Annotated in this window: 18 protein-coding genes and 1 tRNA gene; 16 read left to right on the forward strand and 3 right to left on the reverse strand. The window is 56.3% G+C overall.

Annotated features, from left to right (window positions below):
• Positions 1-15 precede the first annotated feature (15 nt).
• A complete protein-coding gene (gene murI, locus E5334_RS04175) occupies positions 16-903 on the reverse strand; it encodes a glutamate racemase (RefSeq protein ID WP_136012344.1) in 888 nt (295 codons plus the stop codon).
• 217 nt (positions 904-1,120) lie between these two features.
• Here murI and rdgB point away from each other — a divergent pair, with 217 nt between their 5' ends.
• Positions 1,121-1,717 (forward strand): RdgB/HAM1 family non-canonical purine NTP pyrophosphatase, encoded by a 597-nt coding sequence (gene rdgB, locus E5334_RS04180; RefSeq protein WP_136012345.1) that lies wholly within the window; start codon positions 1,121-1,123, stop codon positions 1,715-1,717.
• A gap of 202 nt (positions 1,718-1,919) precedes the next feature.
• Positions 1,920-2,657: a glucosamine-6-phosphate deaminase gene (nagB, locus tag E5334_RS04185; protein WP_136012346.1), complete on the forward strand. Its 738-nt coding sequence runs from the start codon at positions 1,920-1,922 to the stop codon at positions 2,655-2,657.
• Between the two features lie 556 nt (positions 2,658-3,213).
• Here the strand turns inward: nagB and E5334_RS04190 are convergent.
• Positions 3,214-4,293, reverse strand: coding sequence for a M24 family metallopeptidase (locus tag E5334_RS04190; RefSeq protein WP_136012347.1), 1,080 nt, complete (start codon positions 4,291-4,293; stop codon positions 3,214-3,216).
• Between the two features lie 220 nt (positions 4,294-4,513).
• Here E5334_RS04190 and E5334_RS04195 point away from each other — a divergent pair, with 220 nt between their 5' ends.
• The 9 genes from E5334_RS04195 to E5334_RS04235 all read left to right on the forward strand — a co-directional run bounded on the left by E5334_RS04195 (position 4,514) and on the right by E5334_RS04235 (position 17,358).
• On the forward strand, positions 4,514-4,816 hold the full coding sequence (locus tag E5334_RS04195; protein WP_136012348.1) for a Veg family protein: 303 nt from the start codon (positions 4,514-4,516) through the stop codon (positions 4,814-4,816).
• Positions 4,817-4,891: 75 nt separating this feature from the next.
• Positions 4,892-5,797, forward strand: a complete 906-nt coding sequence (gene ispE, locus E5334_RS04200; protein WP_136012349.1) for a 4-(cytidine 5'-diphospho)-2-C-methyl-D-erythritol kinase — start codon at positions 4,892-4,894, stop codon at positions 5,795-5,797.
• A 127-nt stretch (positions 5,798-5,924) separates the two neighbouring features.
• Positions 5,925-6,001: transfer RNA gene (locus E5334_RS04205), tRNA-Pro, on the forward strand.
• 234 nt (positions 6,002-6,235) lie between these two features.
• Positions 6,236-7,582 carry a coiled-coil domain-containing protein gene (locus E5334_RS04210; RefSeq protein WP_136012350.1) on the forward strand — a complete coding sequence of 449 codons (1,347 nt, stop codon included), beginning with the start codon at positions 6,236-6,238 and terminating at the stop codon, positions 7,580-7,582.
• A gap of 105 nt (positions 7,583-7,687) precedes the next feature.
• Complete coding sequence (locus E5334_RS04215; protein WP_136012351.1) at positions 7,688-10,672, forward strand: PD-(D/E)XK nuclease family protein; 2,985 nt, start codon at positions 7,688-7,690, stop codon at positions 10,670-10,672.
• A gap of 2 nt (positions 10,673-10,674) precedes the next feature.
• A complete protein-coding gene (locus tag E5334_RS04220; RefSeq protein WP_136012352.1) occupies positions 10,675-14,181 on the forward strand; it encodes a UvrD-helicase domain-containing protein in 3,507 nt (1,168 codons plus the stop codon).
• Between the two features lie 170 nt (positions 14,182-14,351).
• On the forward strand, positions 14,352-14,912 hold the full coding sequence (locus E5334_RS04225; protein WP_275438922.1) for a methylated-DNA--[protein]-cysteine S-methyltransferase: 561 nt from the start codon (positions 14,352-14,354) through the stop codon (positions 14,910-14,912).
• Positions 14,913-15,116: 204 nt separating this feature from the next.
• Positions 15,117-16,220, forward strand: coding sequence for a VanZ family protein (locus E5334_RS04230; protein WP_136012353.1), 1,104 nt, complete (start codon positions 15,117-15,119; stop codon positions 16,218-16,220).
• Between the two features lie 79 nt (positions 16,221-16,299).
• The gene (locus E5334_RS04235) at positions 16,300-17,358 is read left to right on the forward strand and encodes a TDT family transporter (RefSeq protein ID WP_167604295.1); all 1,059 of its coding nucleotides are present in this window, start codon (positions 16,300-16,302) and stop codon (positions 17,356-17,358) included.
• A 115-nt stretch (positions 17,359-17,473) separates the two neighbouring features.
• On the opposite strand, the gene E5334_RS04240 is transcribed toward E5334_RS04235, so the two are convergent.
• Positions 17,474-19,336: a carbon starvation CstA family protein gene (locus E5334_RS04240; protein ID WP_136012355.1), complete on the reverse strand. Its 1,863-nt coding sequence runs from the start codon at positions 19,334-19,336 to the stop codon at positions 17,474-17,476.
• Positions 19,337-19,860: 524 nt separating this feature from the next.
• Between E5334_RS04240 and tatA the strand changes: the two genes are divergently transcribed.
• From tatA to disA, 5 genes are all read left to right on the forward strand, one after another.
• Positions 19,861-20,085: a twin-arginine translocase TatA/TatE family subunit gene (tatA, locus tag E5334_RS04245; protein WP_136012356.1), complete on the forward strand. Its 225-nt coding sequence runs from the start codon at positions 19,861-19,863 to the stop codon at positions 20,083-20,085.
• Between the two features lie 171 nt (positions 20,086-20,256).
• Complete coding sequence (greA, locus tag E5334_RS04250) at positions 20,257-20,736, forward strand: transcription elongation factor GreA (protein ID WP_136012357.1); 480 nt, start codon at positions 20,257-20,259, stop codon at positions 20,734-20,736.
• 105 nt (positions 20,737-20,841) lie between these two features.
• Positions 20,842-22,341, forward strand: a complete 1,500-nt coding sequence (gene lysS, locus E5334_RS04255; protein ID WP_136012358.1) for a lysine--tRNA ligase — start codon at positions 20,842-20,844, stop codon at positions 22,339-22,341.
• A gap of 17 nt (positions 22,342-22,358) precedes the next feature.
• On the forward strand, positions 22,359-24,938 hold the full coding sequence (locus E5334_RS04260; protein ID WP_136012359.1) for an ATP-dependent Clp protease ATP-binding subunit: 2,580 nt from the start codon (positions 22,359-22,361) through the stop codon (positions 24,936-24,938).
• Positions 24,939-25,089: 151 nt separating this feature from the next.
• Positions 25,090-26,157 carry a DNA integrity scanning diadenylate cyclase DisA gene (gene disA / locus E5334_RS04265; RefSeq protein WP_275438923.1) on the forward strand — a complete coding sequence of 356 codons (1,068 nt, stop codon included), beginning with the start codon at positions 25,090-25,092 and terminating at the stop codon, positions 26,155-26,157.
• The last annotated feature ends 1 nt before the right edge of the window (position 26,158 follow it).

Raw genomic sequence — 26,158 nt, forward strand, 5'->3', positions numbered from 1 at the left:
GGGGCGTCGTCATGGTTAGGAGAGCTGAGGGACGCTCAGGGCTTCTAGTTCCTCCACGTCCACATGCTCCACGCTCTCCAGGGCGCGACCAAAGATATATTCTCCGGCTACACAAAAAGCTGCCAGCTCAGAGGAGGTGGTGGCGAAGCGGTAGCGCGAATCGTGGGTGGCGTCGGCCAAATCGCAGGAGCGGGCTAGATACTCGCGCACTTCGCGGGCGGTCTCCTCGGCAGAACTCACAATGGAGACCTCGGGCCCCAACACCCGCTGATAGACCTGTTTGAGCAGCGGGAAGTGGGTGCATCCTAGAATCACCGCGTCGATGCCGTGGCCCATGAGAGGGGTGAGGTCTTCTTGGGCCACCCCAAGGATCTCAGAGGTGTCCAGATAGTCTTTATCGGCCATCCAGTCGCGCCCCATGGCATGGGGCGCGGCCACTGCGCGCTCCACGATCTCCACCGAGCGCGGGCTGGGCGCCTGCCACACCTTCACGCCGTAGTCCAGGGCGTGGATGGCACGAGGGTACTGCCCCGACTCGCAGGTGCCCTTGGTGGCCAGCACCCCCACCTTGCGGCTGTGAGTGGCCTGCACCACCGCCCGTGCTCCGGGCACGATGACGCCCAGCACCGGGATGTCCAGCATGTATTGGGCGGCCGCCAGGCCTGCCGCAGTGGCGGTATTGCAGGCGATGACCAGCAGTTTCACGTTCTGGCGCTCGAACCAGCGCGAGAGCTGCCCCACGAACTGCCGAACCTCTTTTTGGGAGCGCTCGCCGTAGGGGCACCGAGCCGTATCGCCAAAGTACACGATGGATTCCTGCGGAAGCTCCGTGGCAATGGCGCGGGCCACCGTGAGCCCACCCAACCCCGAATCAAACACTCCAATAGGACGATCGCTTGCCATGTCCGCCTCTCTCCACAGTATCAGGACCCCTATGGTGGCATAGTGACGTGTGGGCTCCGTGGACGGGCAGAGCTCGACGCTTCCCAGCTGCCCGTGTCGGCGTTTCTCGGTACCCTTAATGCCGAGAAGTCCGCACGCCTCACCCTGTCCTTTTGGCGTGCTTCTCACGTCCTCCCTGCCGAGAAGACCGCGCCCTCTCACCTAGAAAGGATTCCCTATGCCCGAGACCATCGTGGTTGCCACCGGCAATCCTCACAAAGTATCAGAGATAGAAGCGATTTTGGCCCCCGTCATGCCTGAGGTGGAGTTCAAGGCCTTAGGGGAGCTGGGGGAGTTCGACGAGCCGGAAGAAGACGGCGACACCTTCTTGGCCAATGCGCTCATCAAAGCCCGGGCGGCAGCGGAGGCTACGGGCTTGCGTGCGGTGGCAGACGATTCGGGCCTGGTAGTGGATGCGCTGGATGGGGCGCCAGGAATTCATTCGGCCAGGTGGTGCGGCCATCATGGCGACGACGCGGCCAACAACGCCAAGCTGGCCCGTGAGATGGCAGATGTGCCTGAGCCTGAGCGCACTGCCCGCTTCCATTCCTGCGTGGTGCTGGTCGATCCCGCCGACGGCTCTTATCTGGCTGGCGAGGGCGATTGCGAAGGCGCCATTGGCTATGAGGGGGTAGGGGAGCACGGCTTTGGCTACGACCCTTACTTCTTGCCTGAGGCCACGCCGGGGCTCACCATGGCCCAGCTCACCCCTGAGCAAAAGAATGCCATCTCCCACCGCTTCAAGGCGCTGCAGGCGCTGGCCGCCCAGCTCTAAGGGGTGGGATCGAGGGCTCGCGCCATCTTAAAATCCTTGCGCATGCCTGGCGACCTATGCGCATCTCCTGGGTCACTGGGTGCCTTAAAGCCGGTATACCTTTGTCCATTTGTCGATTGCGACAGGCGCGGCGCGGGCCGTAAGGATTACCGTGCCATACTGGCGACTAAGAGTCCTAGAGTGCGGCTGAACAGGAGAAGCCATGAAGATCATTCGTGTGAAAGACTATGCGGACATGAGCCGCAAGACGGCCAACATCATCTCTGCCCAGGTCATTCTCAAGCCCGATTGCGTGCTGGGCTTGGCAACCGGCACCACCCCCATCGGCGCCTATCAGCAGCTTATCGACTGGTACAAGAAGGGTGATGTGGACTTCTCCGAGGTGTCCACCTACAACCTGGACGAGTATCGCGGCCTTACCGGCGACGATCCCCAGAGCTACCGCTACTTCATGAATCATCAGTTCTTTGATCACATCAACATCGACAAGGCCAACACCCACGTGCCCGACGGCTCCAACATGGACGCTGCCGAGGCCTGCGCAGACTACGACTCCATGGTCAAGGCCGCCGGCTATGTGGACTTGCAGCTCCTGGGCATCGGCCGCAACGGCCACATTGGCTTCAACGAGCCTGCAGAGGCCTTTTCCAAGGGCACCCAGTGCGTGGATCTCACCCCTTCCACCATCGAGGCCAACTCCCGTCTCTTCGAGAAAGAGGAAGACGTGCCTCGCCAGGCCTACACCATGGGCGTGCAGACCATCATGAACGCCCGCATGATCGTGGTGGCTGCCACCGGCGCCGACAAGGCTCAGGCAGTCTATGACATGATCTACGGCGCCGTGACCCCCCAGTGCCCCGCCTCCATCCTGCAGCTCCACACCAACTGCGTGGTCGTGGCAGACGACGAGGCCCTGTCCCTCTGCCCCCAGGAGGACTAAGGCTTCGTCCTTCTAGGAAGGATGAGGCTGATCGAAAACCTGATAAATAGAGCGCTAATGAAAAAGTCGCATTCGAAAGGATGCGACTTTTTCATTAGCGCCATAAGAGGCTTATAGGACAAAAAGTGTGCTGTGAATTGGGACGTTGACACAGGTCAACGTCCCAATTTCTAGCTATCTATTCTAAGAGGCTGGTTTGATTTCGAAGCACATTTGTTTATCTGAACCCCAGACTCTATTTCTAAGAGTCGCTCGGCGCTCTCCGCAAGTGTTACAGACTGTTGACTTTACTATATGCCCTTGGTTGTAATCGCTGATACGGTCATGGAACCTGACTGCAAATATTGAAAAGCCTGCGCTTTTCAAACCCAGCAATAGAAAAACTCGCCTAGTGTTACCGATTAAATATTAGGCCTACATTACTTGGGGCAAGAGTCTTTTGGCACTGTTTCCTCTGAGTTGAGCCCTGTGGTGGGATATGCCCCACCCCTCCTTTTCGTATCTCAGGGTAAGGAAGCTGCATCAGCTCAGGAGGCGCGGGTTTCTCGGCAAGGCATTACGCCTTGATGCACTCCAAGTCTTTGGGATAGTGGTTGAGCACCTGGCAGCCGTCCTGGGTGACGATGACCAGGTCCTCGATGCGCACGCCAAAGCGGCCGGGCAGGTAGATGCCGGGCTCGATGGAGAAGCACATGCCGGGCTCGACGGGATCGTTGTGGGCGCTGGAGACGTCGCCGGGCTCGTGGACCTCCAGGCCAATGGAGTGGCCCAGGCGATGGGTGAAGTAGGGGCCGTAGCCTGCGTCTTCGATGACCTGGCGGGCAGCGGCGTCGATCTGGGCGAAGGTGACGCCGGGGGCAACCATGGCCTCGGCGGCGCGGTTGGCGGCCACCACGGTGGCGTGAACGCGCTCGAACTCCTCTGAGGGCTCGCCAAAGAAGAAGGTGCGGGTCATATCGGCGCAGTAGTCGTTGGCGGCACAGCCCACGTCAAAGAGCACGCACTGGCCGCGGGTAAGCTTGGTGTCGTCGGGCTCGTGGTGAGGGTCTGCCGCGTTGGCGCCAAAGGAGACGATGGGAGCAAAGGAGTTGCCCCAGGCACCTAGGCGACGATACTCGGCCTCAAGGCCCTCTGCGATCTGGCGCTCGGTGACGCCCTCGCGAATTTGGGACTCGAGCCATGCCATACCCTGGTCGTTGATGGCCGAGGCTTCTGCCATAGCTTGCTGCTCGGTGGGATCCTTGTGGGCGCGGGCGTCGTCTACCGCGCTTGAAGCCAGACGATAGGCGCTGGCGGCCTGGGCGTCCATGAGGGGGAGCAGCCAGCGGGCCTCAAGGCCGCGGTCGATGCCCAGTGGGGCATCGTGGATGCAGAGCTGGGCCAAAGCGTCGATGGGATCGTCGGTGTCATCCAGGGTGATGATGGAGTCCACATAGTCCGACGGGTCGGGGAAGAGCTTGTTCACAAAGATTGTTGGCTCGTTATCTGCGGCTACATAGAGAGCCTGGAAGCGCTCCATGGGATCATTCTTGTAACCGGTGAGGTAGGCGATGGAGACGGGGTCCACAATGACCATCTGGTCGAGGTCCATAAGGCGCAAATTGCTTCGTACCTGCTGAAGGCGCTGTTCATTCATAGATGTAACCTTCTCTCGATAGGTGAGGTGCAAGAGCTGCAACGAAGGTTTATTGCCCCTCAGGCCTTAGGATATGCGTGGTCGGTGGAGTACTTTCTCCTTTTGGCGCAAAGAGTTAGTATAGATCCTTGCTAATCATCATTGGCCGCAATATGGCCTTTTGGTGCCCAGCGGTTTTGAGGCGCCTGCGAAGGGCCGGGCCTAAGTTTGGAGTGAAGGCATGGAGAACGAAATTCCGTCCGTAAACCGCGTAGACCAGATTCATAAGTCTCTGGCTCATCTCACGGGTTCCCGCATCAAGGTGCGCGCCAACATGGGCCGCTCCCGCATTGTCGAGCGCACGGGCACCTTGGTCTCCGCTCATCCGTCGCTGTTTATGGTCGAGGTAGAGGAGCGTCGCGGCCGCAAGGCCCGCCAGAGCTACCAGTATGTGGATGTGCTTACCGGCACCGTGGAGCTTTTTGATACCGAGTCCGGCGATCCCCTCTTTGACTTTGTGGGCGAGCAGCAGGCGCAGGAGTAATTTACAAGCAGCAAGAACCATTGGGGCGGCTGTCAGGGGATACCCTTGGAGCCGCCCTCGCGCAATGGAGGGGCTATGGCTATCCAGCGTATCGTGGTGCAGGCACCGGCTAAGATCAATCTTTATCTGGGAGTGAGCTTGCAGCGCACGCTTGTGGGATACCATCGCCTCTCCACTCTTATGGGCACGGTAGGTCTTTATGACCAAGTGACCCTTGAGCCCTCAGACCGGCTTTCCTTGATCTGCCGACCCTCGGTGCGCACCTCTATGGAGAACAATACGGCCTCCATGGCTGCCCTCTTTTTTGCCGAGGCCCTGGATCGCCCCGCAGATGTGGCCATCACCCTCGACAAGACCATTCCCGCCCAAGCCGGCCTAGGCGGCGGCTCTGCCGACGCTGCCGCCGTCTTGTTGGGCCTTTGTGCTGCCTGGGGCATCGATCCTTTCGACCCTCTGGTCCACGGAGTGGCAGCCTCCGTTGGCGCCGACGTCCCCTTCTTCTTGACCGGCGGCCTTGCGCTAATGGGCGGTGCAGGCGACCAGCTTGAGGAGACCTTCTCGGCAGTGCCGTTCCATGCGGTCCTGGTGCGCCCTGGGGGAGTGGGCGTGAGCACGCCCCGAGCCTATGAGGCCTTTGACGCCCATCCAGAGCCGGCTGCCCCGCTGGAGCCCCTGGTGGACGCCGTCGCTGCTGCCAATGTAGATGCCATGGCCGCAGCCTGTGCCAACAACCTGGAGCCCGCTGCCTTCGAGCTTTTGCCTGCGACCCGTCAGGTGGCGCAGTTTTTATCGGCCCAGCCAGGAGTGTTAAACGCCCTGGTCACAGGCTCGGGGAGCTGCGTGTTTGGGCTTTGCCGCGACGCTGGCGCCGCCGACGTCGCAGCCACCGAGGCCGCCCGTCTTGGCTGGTGGTCCAGGGCCGTGTCTTCCACCCCTTATGGCTGCCGCATCGTCGAGGACGGCTGGCGCGCCCTGCCGTAGGCATCGAGGCGTTTTGCTTCGCAGTCTCAAGTGGCGTGCGTGTCGGTTGTTCTGTCTGGTGAGTTTGCTCAGAAGCGCAAGTTTAGGCTGCGCGCGGGTCGCCGACGTGTTAGAATTTTCACCCGTTCGGGTTGTGGCTCAGCTTGGTAGAGCGCTGCGTTCGGGACGCAGAAGTCGCTGGTTCAAATCCAGTCAACCCGACCAGTCAATGACAGCCGGAGGCCCTGTAAGGTCTTCGGCTTTTTTATTCTTCGATACGTGAAGGCTCCATGGGGAGCGCCTTACAGGCCGAGAAACCCTTAGCTATTTGAGCTGCTAGAGCGCGGGTGTCCCGTAGTAAGTACAAACAAATGTACGGTAACAGGACTTGCTGAGAGATATATTGGCTATAGTGAGTGGTAATGAGGAGCGCGTTATCTTTGGGAGGAGGGTCGCGATATGACAGAAGCTGGTTATGAAAACGGTGCTCAAGAAGCATCTGCTCGCGATAGGTCCAAAAAACCGCTTCTACCTGCAAAAGACCCTCTATTTGCCAGTGCGGCCCCCTTTGGTGCTCGCCCCTGGACAATAAAACTATTGCTGGCCCCCAAAGCGCCTGTAGCGAGTCCGCTGGAGGTGGACTGGCCTCAAAACCTCGAAAAGTTTTTGATAGAGCAGCCAGAAGAAGCATCAGCTCGCACAACCACTGACTACGAAGTCCTTGAGAAGCGCGCGAGCGAGATCTCCCAATGGCTTTCAGAGCAGCTGGGCCGCACGCAAAAGTCGCTGGCTTCTCAAAGACCGGGATCTGCCAAAGAAGAGGAAGCTCAGGAGGCGGGCTCTTCTCGGCCAGAGCTGGAGTTCCAAAGCTTTGGGGAGGCGCTTGAAAGCGTCTCTGCCTCGTTTTATGGACAACAGGCAGCTCAAGAGGAGGCTCTGCGAGAGGCAGTGCGCAAGGCTGTGGCTCAGGAGCGCCGTGCGGCTAAAGTGCGTGAAGATGCGGCGGTGGATGTTGCTCGACGCGAAGTGCGCCAAGAGCTTTTGGAACGCACGCGCATGGCAGAGGCTCAATATCGAGAAGCTCGGCAGGCTTTGCAACAGGCAGAAATCGCAGTGGCTGCAATGACAGAAGAGCTAGAGCAGCTGCGAGACGCCGGCGACCAGCTGGAGCAGGAGCGTGCGGCCAGAGAGGCTCAAGATCGAGCTCATGCCATTCAAATTTCTACTCTAGAAAATGAGGCGAGAAGGCTCAGGGCGTCGTTGGCTCAGGCGGGTCAAGAAGACGAGGTGGACATAACTCCGGTGGCAGGGCCTCTGGACGTGATTCGTACGCTGCCCACCAACCTCGAAGAGTGTGTGCGGCTGTTTGCGGGGCTTCAAGACCGGGTGGAGTTCCTTGAGAGCGCCTATGAGTCTGCTCGCAATTATCGCGGAGGCGATTTGGACCGCTATTGGAGAAGCCTCTTGTCTTTGCACGATGTGCTCTGGCCTCTGCGTGCCACCAATCGCGAGTACGGTGTCGATGTGGCACGGGAGTTTCGCAATAAGAGCGGGTTTGAGTACGCCGCCAATGAGTCTCAAGAGACGCTGGCCATCGAGGAATGCAGGCGGGCGCGCACCTTTAGGTACCAGGGCAAAGACCAGCTTATGGTCAACCACATCAAGGTAGGCAACTCTGGCAACATTCAAGAGGGTGCCATGCGCATCTATCTTCTTTACGATGCAGATCGTAAAAAGATTATTGTGGGACATATCGGCAAGCATCTACCTACCAAAACGGTGCCTGGATCGCTGGGGCGCAGGTAGCGATCGAGAGTTTTGAGATTTCACGCGTCAGGATTGTTAAGGCTTAGGCTCAGGCAATCTAGGGGCTGCAACGCAGGAAGTTCTTTATGGCTTGGGAGGACATTCGTGGCGCTTTATAACTATCTTGATCATGATGGTCAGGTGCTCGGCACTGCAGCTATGGGGCTTATTAGACAGGCTGCTCAAGAAAAAGAGCCCTGTGTGCTGCTGGTACCCTCCTCAACCATTGCGCTTCGAGTGCGCAAAGAGTTGGCAGATCTGGGATTAGCGTTCAATATTGATGTTCAGACACCTCTTGCATGGGCTCAGGGACTCTGGGCACGCGTGGGCGACGGCAGAAAACCCGCAACTTTAGGCGATGCGCGATTGGCCGCCTGGAAAGTGCTGGGTCTTGAAGCCTCCCGAGGCTATGTGGCTCTCGTAGCAAACCTTGCCCAGCGAGCATCTGGGCTGCTACGCAAGCATGACTATCAGGACGATTTACTTTCAGAGCAACAAAAAGAAGCAGTGGCGAAAGCCCAGGAAGCGACGAGCCTTCTTGAGTCGCAGCAGCTCATCACCCGCTCTGATCTGTATGCCGCAATTCCTGCTGCGTTGGGTGAGGATAGTACGGAGCCCACCTATTGTATGGTGGCCACTGGATTTTCCAACATTGATCCTTTAACTGCGGGGCTACTGGGCCAGCTTGCGAGCGTTCGGGATCTGCACTATGCCTGTTCTGCGCCAGATAATCCTGCAGGGAGCGCCGCCCTTTCCAGTGCTGGTTTGGTAAGTCGTAGCGCGAATCAGGCAGGTGCTCAAGTAGGGGCTCTGCAAGAGGTGCCAAGTCGTGTGGCCCTTGATTTGCGCACTCCTGAGCTTGCCCAGCTGGTTCGCAATGCCTTTGGCGAAGAAGGTGCCCGCATCGATCCCCAGGGTTCGGTTGTGTTGTTGGAAGCAGCAGGCCCTGAAGCGGAGGCGGAGCTTATGGCTCGCGCGCTGGTAGAAGTAGCCGATGAGGGCGCCGACCACATATTGGCCATTACCCAAGACGTCGAGCATCTTTGGGATTTGCTGTCATCAAAACTCGCAGCTCGCGGTCTTGGTGTTCGAGCTTCGTGGGTCGCCTCTGCTGCTCAAAACAAAGCAGTTAACATCTTTTTGGGATTTTGCATCCAAGTGAGTCAGCTCCTGGCTCTTAAAGACCATTGGCAATGGGCCCAAAAGAAAGAGTCTTCCTCTGTGGATGAGGAGGCGGCCCGTCTTTTGGAAGAGTCTGCAGAAGCCGACAGGCGCTGGTGGCCACCCCGAGACGTTGTGGACTTCTTGCTCTCTTCATTCTCTGGAGTAGATCAAACTGAGGCGTACAAAGCCGATCAGGTCTGGCGTGGTTTGCGCACATTGGCTCCCGCCCAAGTCTTGGAAGACCTCCATGCGCTGGCGGCCCATAATCTTCCGCTGAAAGCTGCCCTCGAAGCCCTTGGAGAGAACAATTGGGTGCAAGCAGCTGCAGTGATGCAGGCAAATGCCAAGAACGCCAAGCAGCCTGAGGTGTTTTCTGCCCTTGGCTTGGTAGCCCAGGCAGCCTACGAGTTAGAAATTGCAGACATCGTCCCCGATGATCCTCAGACCCACGCAGCGCTCATCCTGTCGCTCTTAGAGGTGAAAAACCTTCCTTGCTCCTTTGAACGCGGCGTGTTTGAGGGAGATGTGCGCTGTCGAGTGGAGATGATCAATCCAGCTGCAGCCGAAGCTTGGGCTCCCCAATCTGTAGGGACTGTGCTTTGGAGTGGACAAACTTCTGCCGAGAATCCCGTGTCGTCTCCTCGTGGAGCTCTGCCTGAGTTGTTGGCTCTTCTCGGTATGCCCGAAGGCGTGGCGCCAGACGAGGTGGTGAGGTCGCAGGCCTTTACCATCTGGGCTATTCCTACTCACCGTCTGTTGATTGAAAGAAGCCTTAGAGATACCGAGGCTACGCCCACTCATCCTTCTCCGGCGCTCTCAGAGCTTCTGTCGCTTTATAAGGAGAAGCCAACGTCGGTAAAGCGCGGAGAGGATCTGGTGGCGGCCAACCTATCGCTTAATGGTTTTGAGCCGGAGCCAAGCCTGGTGGAGGAATCTTCAGGCCCCGAGTTACTTAAAGGTGAGACCTTGGAATTGGCGCTCAAGAAGCGTGGGCAGCAAACCGATGTACCCGTACTGTCACCTACTGCACTCGAGCATTATATGGCGTGCCCTAGGCGATGGTTCTTCGAGTATGGACTGCCTACCAATACGCTGGATGCAGAGTTCTCTCCGCTGGAAAAGGGCAATTTGGTTCATAAGACCTTGGAGAGGACTGTTCGCTCAGCGGTGCAAGAGGGCATCAAAGACGAGCAATCTATGATCGAGACTCTTAAGCATTGTTTTGCTGAGGCGGTCACAGAGGGGATGTTGGGTGAGTCTGATAACACCATGCCCATCCCACACAGTTATGCAGAAGAGCAGGATCTGGCCTTTACTGAGACCAATCTTGAGAAACTTGTGACAGACAACTGGCTCTTCTTTGATGGCTTTACCCCTCAGGCTTTCGAGTACCGATTTGGCTTTGAAGACCAAGTCATTACCTATGGAGGAACTCGTTTTCGCGGATACATCGATCGTATCGATGTGGATGCCGAGGGGCATGCATTAGTAATTGACTACAAGAGCAGCTCTGCTGCTGGCAACTATCTTTTGCCTTCAAGGAAACAGGATGCTCCTCCCATAGCACTGGAGGAGTGGCAACCCCGATATATTCAGGCATTTCTTTATGCATCGGTCTTAAAGCAGCTCTTCCCTGAGCTTACTGCCGTAGGTGGCCTCTATCTCATGACGGGATCAAACCCGGGACAAGAGGGCATGGCAGATATGGCTCTGGTGAGATCCTCTCTGCATCCGATGTATGAGGGTAGCTATGCTCGCATGAATCCAAGAACTCTTTCTGCGACTTTCGATGAGGTGCTCGGTCGAGCTGAAGAATGTGCTGCTCAAGCTATCAACGGCATGTTCGCTGGTGATGTATACGCCAAGCCTGTTGATAGCAATGCTTGCAAGAATTGTCCGGTGCTCGGCTGCGATAAGAGGAAATAACTATGCCCACGCTTGATAATGCTCAACAATCTATTGTGGACACTCTCGACAGAGGCCTTTTTGTAGAAGCGGGTGCCGGATCTGGCAAGACATTTACACTCGTGCAGCGATTGGTTCATGCGCTTACTCCTGATCCAGAAACCGGAAGAGCCTACCTAGATGACTTGGATCAAGTGCTTATCATTACATTCACCAATAAGGCGGCTTCTGAGATTCGCGAACGTGTACGCGAAGAATTCGTCTCACGAGGGATGCATCAAGCGGCTTTTGAAGTTGATCGAGCATGGATCTCTACCATTCATGGCATGTGCGAGCGCATCCTGCGCGAGAGTGCGCTTGAAGCCGGCATAGATCCCAGCTTTGAGGTAGTCCAAGGTCATGAGCAGAGCTATCTGCTTTCTCGGGCTGCGAGCGATGTTGCAAGTGTTACCCGTTCTGATCCGGAGTTTGCAGAGCTTTATAGGCTCTATGGCAGTGCTATGAATGCTGCTTCAGAAGAAGGTGTTGCTGAAGAGTCTAAATCCGGCAGTAACAACACGCCTTCTGCGCTAGAGATGGCGCTGGCTATTGCAGAGCTAGCGGCTTCTTCTCCTGAAGGCTTTTCTGGCATCCGTTTTCCTGGAGAGGCGCCTTCTCTCCGCTATCTTGTGACCCAGTGCTCTTTGGCATTACAGGATCTACTGGCTGTATGGAGACCTAATAAAGGTACTGCGGGTTATAAGAAGATGCCTTTGGTCACTCAACTGGCAGAAGAATTGGCATTGTTGGCTGACATGCCAGAGGTAAAAAAAGAGGGATTGATTGACTTCTCCGAGAGGTTTCTAGAGGCAGATCTTAAAGCTGGCTCTTTTTCAAAGGATGCCAAGGCGCTGTTTTATACTTTTAGAGGACAGCTTGGTGATGCGCTTATGCAGGTTGCCTATGAACCCTTACGTCAGCAGGAGAATAATCTTCTAAAACTTGCACAGCTTATTGGTGGACGATATAACCATCTTAAGGTAGAACGTGGTGTTGTAGACAATAACGATTTGCTTTCTCTTACGCTTAGGGCTCTTGAGAGTAACCCAGTTATTGCCAAGCGCTATGCCAATAGATTCCGACTGGTGATGGTCGACGAGTCCCAAGACACAGATCCTCAGCAGCTCAAAATAGTGCGGCTTCTCGCAGGCGGAGATGACCATATTTGCTATGTAGGTGATGGGCAACAGTCGATCTATGGATTCCGAGGTGCCGACGTCGAAGAATATCGACGGGTTCGCGATAGGTCTTTAGATCGTCTGGTGCGCATGAATCACAACTATCGAAGCCATGACGACATACTTCGCTTTGTAAAGCATTCGTTAGGGGATTCTGGAATCCTGGAAGGATTTATGGATTTGGAAGCCTTCGACGAAAGGAAAGATGGCTATCCTCCTGCGGAAGAGCCCCGTGTGGTGATAGAACACACAGCTAATTACGGGGCAAAAAAGAGTCTTGCTATAAAGTCGGTGGCAGATCAGATAGCGAATCGTTTCCAGATTCTTCATAAGCAGGGTGTATCCGTAGGTTCCATGGCGCTCTTATTACGCGGCCTTAATAATGTGGATATTTATATTAAGTCGCTGCGAGAACACGGCCTGGAAGCCTTAGTGACTGCTGGCTCTTCTTTTGCCCGTTCTCTTGAGGTCCACGTCATTCAAGCCCTTTTATGGACCTTAGCCAATCCGCGCGATAGCTATAGAGGAACGCTGCCTCTATTGCAGAGTCCCATGTTTGATTTGAGCGACGAAGATCTCCTGTTTTTATCGAAGGGGGGACGTGCCAAAGGTTTTGCCGACGCTCTGCTTACTCCAGCTCCCGATATAGAACGAGTGTTAGGAAGAACCCCTTCTCCACGTTTGATGAATGCAATTGCGGTGTTGCAAAAAGCCAGGGAAACCATGGCTTCAAAGCCTGTGTCTCAAACAGTAAGAGACGTGTGTGAGCAATCTGGATGGTTGGCTCGTTTGGGCCACGAAGGCCCTCAAGGCCTCGCAAGGCAGGCTAACCTTCTGGAGTGTGTTCGTTGCATAGATGAGATCATAGACAAGCGAGGTCTCGGCTACAGTCGTGCTCCAAAGGTTTTTTCAGATTGGTTGAGCGTAGCGAAGAAAGGCCCTTCAACCCTCTCTACTGAAAATGCGGATGCGGTTCAGATAATGACCATTCATGCTTCGAAGGGCCTAGAGTTTCCCGTAGTAGCAATCGCTGAGGCCTTTGATGACAGTTCAGGCGATAAAAGAAAACGCCTGTTAGCCTGTTCAAGTCAGGGAATCCATAGTCTCGCATTAAGCTATGATCCAAAAACTTTAAGCAAGCTTACTGGTCTTGATGAGGGGATTATCAGCAAAGCAAAGAGTTGGGCCGAAGACGATCTTGCAAAGGTTGGCTATGAAAAAGACCAGATAAAGACCGGTCTTGATTGGCGCCTAAGCCTAGAGGAAATAAAAGAAGATAGGGATCGCCAGGAAGCTGCGCGCCTACTTTACGTGGCCCTTACGCGTGCTCGTGAGGCATTGGTAATAGGTATAAATACTGATATACATAAGTGTGGTATCTCCCCCAAGTTGACAGCCTATTATTTGTCCTCCTTAGTGGGCGAAGTGCCAAAAGAACTGGGTGTGACTCGATTTGATTATGGCGGTCAAGAGGAGGGTGTGATTGAGACTGTAGTAATAGAGAAAAAAGACGCAGAGGATGAGCCGGAGATAGAAGAGGTACCCGCTGCTCAGCGTTTTGCTATGTACGAAGCACCCAAACTCGCAACCCCTCTCCGTCGTTGGAAATCCAGCGACGACATCCATAGTTACACCTCTGACCGCCATCAAGCAGAGACTCTCGAGGCATTAGCTGCAGAAGACGACGTGCAGAATATGCAAGAGTCTTACACCCCTTGGGCACCACCTCAAAGCACAGGAGAAGATCCGTTGCGCTTTGGTGATGCATTCCATGAGCTGGCGCGCATAGCGGCTAATCTGCGCGCAAAGCCTTCCCGACAGCGTATTTTGGCAGTAGCAAAAAGCCGGGAGCTAAACGAGCAGGCCACGGATCGTTTATCGCTCGCACTGGACAACTGGCTTGCAAGCCCGCTCTGTAAAGAGGCATTCGGCTATCCAATTGTGCAGGGGGAGGCTCCGTTCTTCTCTGCAGAGGGAAACGAAGAATACCTGGACTCCTCAGAAGGTAAAGCGGGATACCTCACGGGCTCCATCGATTTGCTGTGTACAGATGGCTCAAGAGACGCGTTGGTGGTTGATTACAAAACCGGCGAGCGGACGTTGAGCGAACATGAAGCACGCGAGCTTCATGAAATGCAGGCACGCTACTACGCCCATGTGCTCATGAAGCAAGGTTTTGAAAGGGTGGAAGCAGCGTTTGTGCTGGTCGAGAATGTCGACTCAGAAGGCCCGCTCACTGTGCGATTCACCTTTAAAGGCGAGCCCCCAAAACTTGGAGCCATTACTGAGCCGGTCAAGGAAACGAGTAAGTAGAATAAAGGCACCCCTGAAATGACCTTTTCGGGGGTGCCAGTTTATGACAAGAAGTCTATGGGTTACTGAGCATCTCTTATTTTTGAATGCTTTGTGAACCGCTATTTTGGAATTCGAACATATGTTCGATTATGTGTCCTAATAGCATGTTACCTAGTTAAGGAGGGACAATGAATCAAGACCGCATCAAGTACTGGCAAGTGTTCGATACTCCTTGGGGCCCTGTGACTGCAGTGGGGGCAAATAAGCTCAGTGCAGTGCTTCTGAGGGAGCCTTCTGACCAAGAGAAGGCTGTATTAGGCCAAGAAGTCACTAAAATGCAGCCGGTCGATAGCAACGAGGAGCCAGTTTCTTTTGGTGGATTTGGTGCATGGCTTGATGCCTATATTCAAGGGGACGGCCCCTCGTCGGCTTTGGTAGAGGTGGAATGGCCGGAAGATGCAACAGCTTTCTGTTTATGGGTGTGGCAATCGTTGGCTGAAGTACCCCAAGGCACTACTGTCACCTATGGACAATTGGCTCGCAAATGGGAGGAAGAGCGCGGTGGGCGCATGGCTGCGCAGGCAGTTGGAGGGGCCTTGCGACGCAATCCGCTACCGCTGGTGTATCCCTGTCATCGTGTTCTAGGGGCAAATGGATCAATCACCGGTTATGCGGGTGGCACGAGGTTTAAGCATGACTTGTTGGTCCATGAGAATGTGCTTGATCACGTACGACCTTCCGAGCGATAGAGCTTCCAGGCGATAGGGATATGCGAAGCGAGGTCTTGGCAAAGAGCGCTGATTGGGAGGGTAAGATCTTCAAGGCTTTCAAAAACGTCAGTTAGATGTCACGAAGATCCATGGAAGCTAAAAGTCTCTTTTGCGAGGATACCTAAGACTGTCTGTCTATAGCAGCTTTTCTTAGAAGAATTCTATGCAGAGAGGCGTCGCCCTATGCTTCATGCATTTTCTGGCCCATTTCGAATGGCTATTACCCTATGGCCGTTCATATCCGCTCTTCTTACCATTCCGGTTTTGGCACTGATTTACCATCGCTGCGGCCGACTCACGCTTTCGGCTCTAGTTTGGAGCTATCTTGCGGTTCTCTATGCGCTTGGACTCGGTTGTTTCACGTTATATCCCATGCCTCAAGGCAGCTCTGGTTTGGGCATTACTTACGGCGTTGCCCCTCAGCTAAATCCGTTTGCATTCATTGGTGACATTCAAAAAGACGGGGTAAGAGCTATCTTTCAAATAGTTGCTAACGTGGCGCTGTTTGTGCCGTTGGGCTACATGCTTGGCAGGGGATTGCAGTGGTGGTGGCCAAAGGTACTTTTGGCTGGCTTTGCAGTTTCCCTGCTTATTGAGACGGCGCAGCTTACAGGCTTTTTTGGGCTCTACCCTTATGCCTATCGCACCTTCGACGTGGACGACCTTATGTCAAATACCTTGGGTGCCTTAGTGGGCCTGGGCTTTGCCCGATTGGTAGGAGTCATCCGGCCAAAATCTGCCTATGAGGTGCCGCCGATTACGTATCAGCCCAGCTTTGTTCGTCGGTGCATAGCAGCCATCATCGATTTTGGTCTTTGCCAGATTTGTTCCCTATTGGTTGTGGGCTTCTATGCTGCTCTGATCTACATACTCGAGCGCCATGGCTTAGTAGAAATGATGGGAGCTCAGCCACAGCTCACCTTAGCCAGCCATGGACTATCTGGATATCTGCCCCTGGCTAAAGCAGACGATATAGCTTGGATTACTTTCTGGATCTGCCTTGTCATCTTTGAGCTGCTGGTGCCGGTGACCCGTGGAGGATCGACCTTGGGTGGTTCTTTTATCCGCATGAGCTGTGAGACTAAAAAGCGTAAAGGAGCGATGCGTGCGCTCTTCTATGGAGTGCGGTCCCTGGTGTTCTTCTGCGTATTTTCACCTTCGATTTTTGAAGGAGCTGCAATGTGGATTCCACTTATCTGTATCCTTGCCTACCCCTTCTGTCATGGCATGCCCTATGACCTTCTGCCAGGTAGTCCCCAGATACCCGGGGTGGAACAAGGGGTATAGCTTCCTTCGTCAACAGAGATGTATCGATGCGTTCGAAGACAATCGGCCCTTGAATGGATCGGTGCGAGAAGGAGCTTCAATGTTTAAGGACGCTATCGAACGGATCCCGTTTCCTATATGTGGAGTGGCTCTCGGTACCATAGCTCTCGGCAACCTGCTCAATGGATTTATTCCTGGAATCCGTTATGTGGGCGCCGCGCTAGCCGCTTTGATGCTGGCTTTGTTAGTAGCAAAATGCGTGATGGTGTCTGACTTCTTCCATGAGAATATGGAAAACCCCATTTCTGCATCGGTGTCTGGCACATTCCCCATGACAATCATGCAGCTCATGGCGGTGGTGGTACCTTGGTGGGGTCCTGTAGCAACCGTCATTTGGGGTGCTGCAGTTGGAGCGCATATGGCCCTTATCGCATTCTTTACCTGGCGCTTTGTGGTCCACTTCCAGCTTGATCAAGTATTTGCGACTTGGTTCATCGCCTACGTGGGCCTCGCAGTGGCTTCGGTAACCGCTCCTGCCTTTGGTTTCATTGCTTTTGGCGAAGGCGTGTTCTGGTTTGCGCTCATCGCTCTGCTGGTGTTGGTGGTGCTGGTCACTGTCAGCTATCTGGCACGTCGTGGCCGTCCTGAAGCCACACTGCCCCTGATATGCATCTATGCAGCCCCTTTCAATCTTTGCATCGTGGGCGCAATTAATTCCGCCCCTTCTGCAAGCCTTCCTCTGTTGGTGGCCCTTTGGGGCGTAGCCTGCCTGATGTATGTGATCGCTGCGGTCAATGCAGTGCTTTGCTTGCGTCGCCAGTTCTATCCCAGCTTTGCTGCCTTTACCTTTCCCTTTGTAATCGCTGCTATGGCCAGCCAGCTGTTGGCAGGAGAGCTCGCGCTCTCTGGTAACGCATTTGCACCCATGGAAGTCATTGCAGTGATTCAGACCATCATTGCAACGGCCCTGGTGGTCTATGTGATCTCTCGTTACGTGGTCTTTGTGGCAACGCCTACTGTGGTTCATGCAGTGGAGGAAGAGGCTTGGGACGAGGTTTCTCTTACGGATGTGCCTGAAGAAGAGAACCTTATCGGCTATCCTCGCGATGTAGCCGAGGAAGCTGAGCGCGAACTTCATGAGGACGACATGGCTGTCTAGGAACGGCGCCCACCGTCCTTCAGGACGATTGAGACACAAAGAGACCTCCTAGGTAGTGAGAATCACCTAGGGGGTCTCTTGTTAATGCGGTCTTAGAGAGCTATTCGGATGAGTGCTACTCGCTATCGGTTGCGGGGACCACTTCAGATTCATGAGAAGCGAGACCTTGGGAGACCACATTGCGACGACCGGTTTCAGTCCACAGGGGAGCCTCGTCGGGCTTGGAGCCAGGCTCGCAGTGAACCAGCTGGCTTAGGCAGTGGCGGGCAACAATGACGCCCAGCACCATCAAAAGCACAGCGAAAACAAACTGGAGTCCCTTGGTGGCAAGAGTGGCGAAGCTTGCATCGGCGGCAAGAGCGGTAACACAGCCCCACGCAGAGAGCCCCAAGCTGGTGAAAGTGCATACCAGCAGGAATGCGACGGGCACATAGAGCATCCAGCCTTTACGGCCAGTGGCCTTACAAAAGACGGCCAGGCAGATCATAGTCATGCCACCCAAGAGCTGGTTGGAGGCTCCGAAGAGGGGCCAAATGTTGAGGTATCCGCCAAAGGTGAGCGCCAAACCGAAGGCGAGGGTGAGGAAGGTGGAGAACCAGACATTGGTCACTACGCGTCCAGCCAGAGAAGTGGGGACAGTTACCTCACCGGTCTCCTTGTCCTCGAAGAAGAATTCCTGGAAAGAGGTGCGGGCGATACGGGCCACCGCATCAAGAGAGGTGAGTGCCAATGCAGATACATTCATGGTCATGAAAACGGTAGCTACGGTGTTGTCGAAGCCCATAGCGGTCATACCGCGAGCAATGCCTGCAGCAAAGATCTGGAAGGGGGTGCTTGCGACACCTGCATTGAGAGCGCCGGTACCGGCAGTGTTCATGTCGCCAAACATGATGCCGGCGACCACGATGGCCAGAACGCCTACAAAAGACTCGATGACCATGGCGCCAAAGCCAACGGGAAGAGCGTCAGTCTCGTTAGCGAGCTGTTTAGAAGAAGTGTTAGAAGATACGAGGCTGTGGAAGCCAGAGAGTGCGCCACAGGCTACAGAGACAAAAAGCACGGGGAAGATGTAGTTGCCATTCTCGGCAAGCTTGTCGAAAGTAGCGGCGTCTACGATCATGGGTGCAGTGATGGTGGCTTGACCGTTGAAGGCAAGCACTGCGATGCCAGCAACTGCACAGAGGATCATGGCCATCATCATGATGACGGTGAGGTAGTCGCGGGGTTGCTTGAGCGTTTGGATGGGCATGGCCGCAGCAAAGACCAGATAGACCATGACTACAGCTACCCAGCCCACGGTGTTGAGATAGATAGGCATAGCCATGCCAGCGGCGAACATGCCAAGGATAAGGGCGCAACCCAAGGCAAACTGCTTGACGCCAGTGAGGGAGAAGCGACGGCACGCCCAACCAAAGGCGATGGCTACAAAAGTGAAGAGCACAGAGATGGTGCCTGCGACGCCGCCAGCATAGGAGCGGGTGAAGTCTACAAGGCCATCAGGACCATCGACGGTGGCAAAGGTGCCGGCCACCATAGAGGTGAAGGCAGCGATGACGATGATGCAGAAGAGCCAGGAGAACAGAAGGAAGAGGCGGCGACCTGTGCGGCCAACGTACTTCTCTAGCAATTGAGCCAGCGATTTGCCGTTGTTCTTCATGGAGGCGTAGAGGGCGCCAAAGTCATGGACTGCGCCCATGAACACGCCGCCTACCAGCACCCAAAGAAGCACAGGGAGCCATCCAAACATCATGGCCACGATGGTGCCGGTAACGGGTCCTGCGCCGCAGATCGAGCTAAATTGATGGGCGAAGGCGGTGAAACGAGAGGCGGGAGTGTAGGACTGTCCGTCCTCCATGCGGCGTGCGGGGGTGAGAGCGTCGGGATCTACGCCCCAGGTGTGAGCGAGCCATCGACCATAGAGCAGGTAGCCGGCAGCTAACGCCACCGCCACTAAAACTACGAGTACTAATCCATTCATGAGAAAAACCAACCCTTTCTTAATGCGGCGCGACACGCCCGATTCCGCTGCGGGTGGCCATGAAAAAAGCCGCCCGGTGATACCCAGCGGCTTATAACATTCGTACTCAGTGAAAGCCGCCCCAGATGAGCCCGGGGCGAGCTTGCTGCACCCCGAGCTAGCTAATAATTAGGTTGCTAATAATGAGGGCGGCAGCTACGAACATGGGCGTTACTCCTTAACCAAGGCTCCTCGCAAATGACCCTTTGTCATAGGCGGGTGTGCGCCTTTGCTTAGGTAGGCATTGTGCGCAGCTTGGGGCGAGGGATAAAGAGGGGAGGAGTATCGTTAATAAAAAAGAAATGAATAAGAAGCCTTAAAGAAAAGCAGGCCTGTTGATGAAGTGATGTGCAGAATTATTTCAGGGGACTGGTGGTGGGTTTGTGATTTCAATGAATGGCGCTTATACTCTTCCGAGTAATTCGTTTGACTCACCTGCCGCTGACTTCTTAAGAGATGCGCGGCTCACTATCTAGGAGGTCCCCATGTTAGGTGGTTTGGGTCCGGCAGAGCTTATCATCATCCTCGTCATTGTTCTGGTCATCTTTGGGCCCAAGAACCTCCCCAAGCTCGGTGCTTCTCTGGGCAAGACCGTCAAGAACATTCGCGAGGGCATGGAGAGCGAAGACTCCAAGGACGCCAAAGATCCCAAGAAGATCGAGGCAGAGGATGTCGACGTGGTGGATGAGGACAAGGACGACCAGGAGTAACTGGCTCTTTTGCTTTGTCCACACAGGCCTGAGCGCCCTTTAGTGCATTATCTTGAGAAGACGGGGAATCTCTGAAGAGGCCCCCGTCTTCTCATGGCCCGAGTATCATAGGGCCTTGGGTAACCGGCGTTGCCCCTATGTGTTGTGTCTTACTAAGGAAAGGTTTTGCCCGTGGCTACTTCTCAGGTCCAGCTCACTCCCGAAGGCCGTCAGAAACTCGTAGATGAGCTTGCGTGGCGCGAAGGAGAACATGCCAAGGAGATCACTGAGGCTATCAAGACGGCCAAAGACTTTGGCGACCTCTCCGAGAACGCAGAGTATGACGCCGCTAAAGAGGAGCAGGCTCGCAATGAGGCTCGTTGCAATGAGATTCGCCAGATTCTCGCCAACGCCATCACCATCGAGTCTTCTGCACTGGGCGACATGGTGTCTATCGGCTCCAAGGTCACCGTCCTTGACAAGGATTCAGGCAAAACGCTCACCCTGGCTATCGTAGGTACCACAGAGACCAATTCGTTGGAGCACAAGATCTCAACGGAGTCCCCGGTAGGCGCGGCCCTTCTCGGCCACTCCAAAGGCGAGACCGTGACTGTCACCTCTCCCAACGGTATGACCAGGACTTATCAGATTGAGGATATCGAGCGCCTCTAATCTGATAGCAATTCATAGGTGTGAGCGTCCTGTCTTGGGAATACCTGGGGCAGGCGCTTTGCGTTAATGGCACTTCACTAATCCCTCCACCATCAAGGAGCAACCATGGCTGAGAATACGGACACCCAAACCACCACCGACGAGCGCACGCTGCGCCGTGCCAAGCGTCAGGCCATGCTGGATGCAGGAGTGAGTCCTTATCCGTCGCACTTTGAGCCCACCGCGTTCTCCGCAGATCTTGAAGTGCGTTATAAGGACTTGCCTGACGGCGAGTTCACCGACGATGTGGTAACCATGGCTGGCCGCGTGCGCGCCATTCGCAACCAGGGCAAGATCGCCTTCTTGAGCTTGCAGGACCGCCAGGGTCAGATCCAGCTGTTCTTCCGCGTCAACAACCTCTCCGAGTCAGACTGGGAGCTGCTCAAGACGGTGGACCTGGGCGATATCATTGGAGTTACCGGGCCGGTGATGCGCTCCCGCCGCGGCCAGCTCTCTGTGGCGCCCCACAGCCTGGTGATGCTTTCCAAGGCCCTACGTCCTCTTCCCGAGAAGTTCCACGGCCTCTCGGATAAAGAGACACGCTATCGTCAGCGCTACGCCGACATGATCGTGAATCCGGATGTGCTGGAGACCTTCAAGAAGCGCTCTCGCATGATCGCCGCAGTGAGGCGCTATATGGACGGCGAGGGCTACTACGAGGTGGAGACCCCCATCCTGCAGTACACCCTGGGCGGGGCCAATGCCCGTCCCTTCATCACCCACCACAATGCGCTGGACATGGACTTCTACCTGCGCATCGCCACCGAGCTGCACTTGAAGCGCCTCATCGTGGGCGGTATGGACCGCGTCTACGAAATTGGCCGCCAATTTAGGAACGAGGGCATGGACCAAACCCATAACCCCGAGTTCACCACGCTGGAAGCCTATCGTGCCTATAGCGACATCGAGGGTATGAAGGAACTGGCCGAAGGCATCTTCAAGGCTGCCTGCCATGAGATTTGCGACAGCGAGCAGATCGTCTACCAGGGTACCCAGGTCGATCTTTCTGGCACCTGGCGCTCGGCTACCATGGCCGAGCTGGTAAGCGAGGTGTGCGGTCGCGAGCTCTCCATCGACAGCTCTTTAGAAGAGCTTCGTGCCGAGAATGACAAGCACTCCTTGGCTTGGGAGCCCTCGTGGGGCGCAGGCAAACTGTTGTTCAACCTCTATGACGAGTTGGTAGAGCAGACTATCGTGAACCCCACCTTTGTCTGCGACTATCCCGTCGAGGTGTCGCCTCTGGCCAAGCGCAAGCCTTCCGATCCTCGCCTGACGGACCGCTTCGAACTGGTGATTTGCGGCCACGAGTACGCGAATGCCTTTACCGAGCTCAACGACCCGGTAGATCAGGAGTCTCGCTTCGCCGACCAGGTAGCTGCCAAGGCAGCCGGCGATGACGAGGCTATGGAATACGACCACGACTACGTCCGTGCTCTCGAGTACGGCATGCCGCCCACCGGTGGCATTGGTATTGGTATGGACCGCATGGCCATGCTGCTATGCGATCAACCCTCCATCCGCGACGTGCTGCCCTTCCCGCACATGCGGCCGGAGATTTTCGACTAAAAGGAGGCCCGACCTCTATGTTTGACAAGTTTACCGAGAAGGCCCGCAAGGTCATGAGCCTCGCTCAAGACGAGGCGCGCGAACTGGGCCAAATGTATGTGGGCACCGAGCACCTGCTGCTCGGCCTCATCAAAGAGGGCGACGGCATCGCTGCCCAGGCCATGGCAGGCTTAGATGTGTCCTATGACGAGACCATGGCCATCGTGCGCGAGATTACCCGCCGCGAGGCCGAGCCCGTGCCCGGCGGGCACATCCCCTTCACCCCTCGTGCCAAGCGTGTGCTTGAGGGCGCCTACCGCGAGACCATCTCTCGCGGACAAACCTATATTTCTACCGAGCACCTGCTGCTGGGTATCGTGCGCGAAGGTAACGGCGTGGCTATGGAGGCCCTCTCTCGCATGGGCGTCTCCGGCGATGCCGTGCGCAACGCCGTCAACAGCCTCATGAACGAGAACCCCGATCCTCGTAGCCGCCCTGCCATGGCAGATGTGCGTACGGGATCTGACATCATGGGCGGTCCCTCCGGCGTGGATGGTTCCATGCTTGAAGAGTACGGCCGCAACCTCACCAAGTCTGCCCAGGAGGGCAAGCTGGATCCGGTCATTGGCCGCGACTCCGAGGTAGAGCGTGTTATGCAGGTGCTGGCACGCCGCCAAAAGAACAACCCGCTCATCCTGGGCGACCCCGGTGTTGGCAAGACTGCCATTGCCGAGGGGCTCGCTCAGCTCATCGCCAACGGCGCGGTGCCCGAGGTCCTGCGCAACAAGCAAATCTGGACGCTGGACATGGCTGCGCTGGTGGCCGGCTCCAAATACCGCGGTGAGTTCGAAGAGCGCCTTAAGAATGTGGTCAACGAGGTCATGGAGTCTCAGTACGACATCCTGTTCATCGACGAGATCCACACCCTCATTGGCGCCGGCTCTGCCGAGGGCTCCATCGACGCCGCCTCCATCTTGAAGCCGCCCCTGTCTCGCGGGGAGATCCAGGTCATTGGCGCCACCACCATCGACGAGTACCGCAAGCACATCGAGAAGGACTCAGCCTTCGAGCGCCGCTTCCAGCCGGTCTACATCAACGAGCCCTCTGTGGCAGACACTGTGGTGATCCTCGAGGGGCTGCGCGAGCGCTACGAGAAGCACCATCATGTGCGCTATACCGACGAGGCCCTGACCTCGGCTGCCGTGCTCTCCAGCCGCTACATCCAGGATCGCTTCCTGCCTGACAAGGCCATCGACGTCATCGACGAGGCCGGCGCCCGCACCCGCGTCCACCGCGTGGTGGTGCCCGAGGAGATCCTGGCCTGCGATGCTGAGCTGGCACGCATCAAAGAAGAGAAGGCCGCGGCTGCCAAGGCCCAGGAGTTCGAGCAGGCCGCTCTTCTCCGCGACAAGGAGAAGGAGCTGGGAGAGCGCCGCGAGCAGCTGGAAGAGAAGTGGCACGAGGAGTTGGACTCAGTCTGCGTCGAGGTGGGTGCTCAAGACATCGCCGACGTGGTGAGCTTCATCACCGGCGTGCCGGTTTCCAACCTCACCGAGGAAGAGGCTTCCAAGCTTCTCCGTGCCGAGAAGGTCCTCCACGAGCGGGTGATAGGTCAGGAGGAGGCCGTGTCCTCTGTGGCTCGAGCCATCCGCCGCAGCCGCTCGCCTCTCAAAGACCCGCGCCGTCCTGGCGGCTCCTTCATCTTCCTAGGCCCCTCCGGCGTGGGCAAGACAGAGCTCGCCAAGTCCCTGGCGCAATTCCTTTTCGGCAGCGAAGACGCGCTGATCACCTTCGACATGAGCGAGTTCATGGAGAAGTTCGCCGTCTCCAAGCTGGTGGGCGCGCCTCCGGGATACGTGGGCTATGACGAGGGCGGCGAGCTCACCAAGGCCGTGCGTCGCAAGCCCTACTCGGTGGTGCTGTTCGACGAGATCGAGAAGGCGCATCCCGATGTCTTCAACATCTTGCTGCAGATCCTGGATGAGGGGCGTCTCACCGACGGGCAGGGTCGCAAGGTGGACTTCTCCAACACCGTCATCATCATGACCAGCAACATCGGTGCCCGCGAGATCGCCACTACCGCGCCCATGGGCTTTGGCAACAACGCCGGGCTCTCCGACTCCGATATCAAACAGCGGGTGACCGCCGAGCTCAAGCGTCAGTTTCGTCCGGAGTTCTTGAACCGTGTGGACGAGATCGTGGTCTTCAAGTCGCTCTCCAAGGAGCAGTTGCGCGAGATCGTCGATCTCATGGTGGCCGACCTTCGTCGACGCTTGGTGATGGAGGGCATGTCCATCGAGCTCACGGATGCTGCTCGCGACTTTGTGGCTCAAGAGGGCACCGATGCCGTCTATGGTGCCCGTCCTTTGCGCCGCGCCATCCAAACCCTCATCGAGGACCCTCTGGCCGAAGAGCTCTTGGAGGGTGGCTGGTCGGCAGGGGAGATCGTCCTGGTGGACTTTGATGAAGAGGGCCATAAGCTCTCCTTTACCCACGGCACCGGCGACATCCCTGCCCCTGAGCTTTCGGCAGGCCCCAAGAGCCTGCCTTCGGGCTCCGCTTCTTCTCGTCGAGGACCCATCGCTGCGGGTACCGGCTCTGCTGAGGCCGGCGCCTAAGCCCCAAGTCTTTCAAGCGCTCGCCTGTGTGGGGCGAGCGCTTTTTTCTTTATGGTCGCGGGCCGCTAAGAGGCTCCGGCTTTGCTAGGGTAAGAACAGCGCCGAGGGCGAAGGCTGCCAGCGGGCGGCCATAGGCAGAAGAGGGTGAGTTATGGGCGAGCATCAAGAAACGCAATCCCTAGACCAACGCATGGAGCGCGCCATGCGAGAAACGGCCCCTGGCACCGCTCTGAGACGCGCGCTCGACATGATCATCGCCGGTCGCCTGGGCGCTCTTATCTGCGTGGGCGATCAAGAGGCGGTGCTTGCGGCAGGAAACGACGGCTTCCCGCTCAACATCTCCTTTACGGCCAACCGCCTTTTCGAGCTCTCGAAGATGGACGGCGCCATTGTCATCGATCGCGACCTCACCCAAATCTTAAGGGCCAATTTCCACTTGAACCCCGACCCTTCGCTGCCCACCAGCGAGACGGGCATGCGTCACCGTACCGCAGCCCGCATGAGCTTGCTTACCAATGCCATGGTGATCTCGGTCTCCGAGCGCAGGCAGGTGGTCAACGTGTTTTTAGGAGGCCGCTCCTTCGAGATCAAGACCGTTGCAGAGCTCATGACCATGGTCAACCAGCTGCTGGTGACCCTTCAAACCACGCGCCAGTCGCTTGACCGCAACCTGTTGCGCCTGACCACCCTTGAGCTGGACAACTATGTCACCCTGGCAGACATCTCCAAGATCTTCTTCTACTTCGAGGTGCTCATGGTGGCCACAGAAGAGCTGGACGACCTCATCGACCAGCTGGGCACCGAGGGCCGCACCATCGCCATGCAGCGCGAGCAGCTGGTGGGCGATATGGATGAGGAATACACCCTCATGATCCGCGACTACGCCCACGATTCCTCCGAGGAAAACGCCCTCAGGGTGCGCGAGCTCTTCCATAACGTGGAAGCCTCCTCGCTTCACTCCGCCAAAAAGGTGGGCACGCTATTGGGCTACGAGGGGCTCAACGAGGACTCCATCATGGCGCCTCTGGGCCTGCGCACCCTTTCCCGCATCTCGGTGGTGCGCGAGGGTATGGCCGACAAGATCGTCGACGAGTATGGCAACCTCCAAGAGCTCATGGACGACATCGAGAACAATCCAAGCCGCCTAGACGACATTGGCGTCCAAAAGCCCGGCATCTTGGCCGACAGCCTTTACCGCATGTGGGGTCGAAAGGAGTAGC

The sequence above is a fragment of the Muricaecibacterium torontonense genome (assembly GCF_004793925.1).
In the GTDB taxonomy this organism is placed as follows: Bacteria; Actinomycetota; Coriobacteriia; order Coriobacteriales; family Atopobiaceae; genus Leptogranulimonas; species Leptogranulimonas caecicola.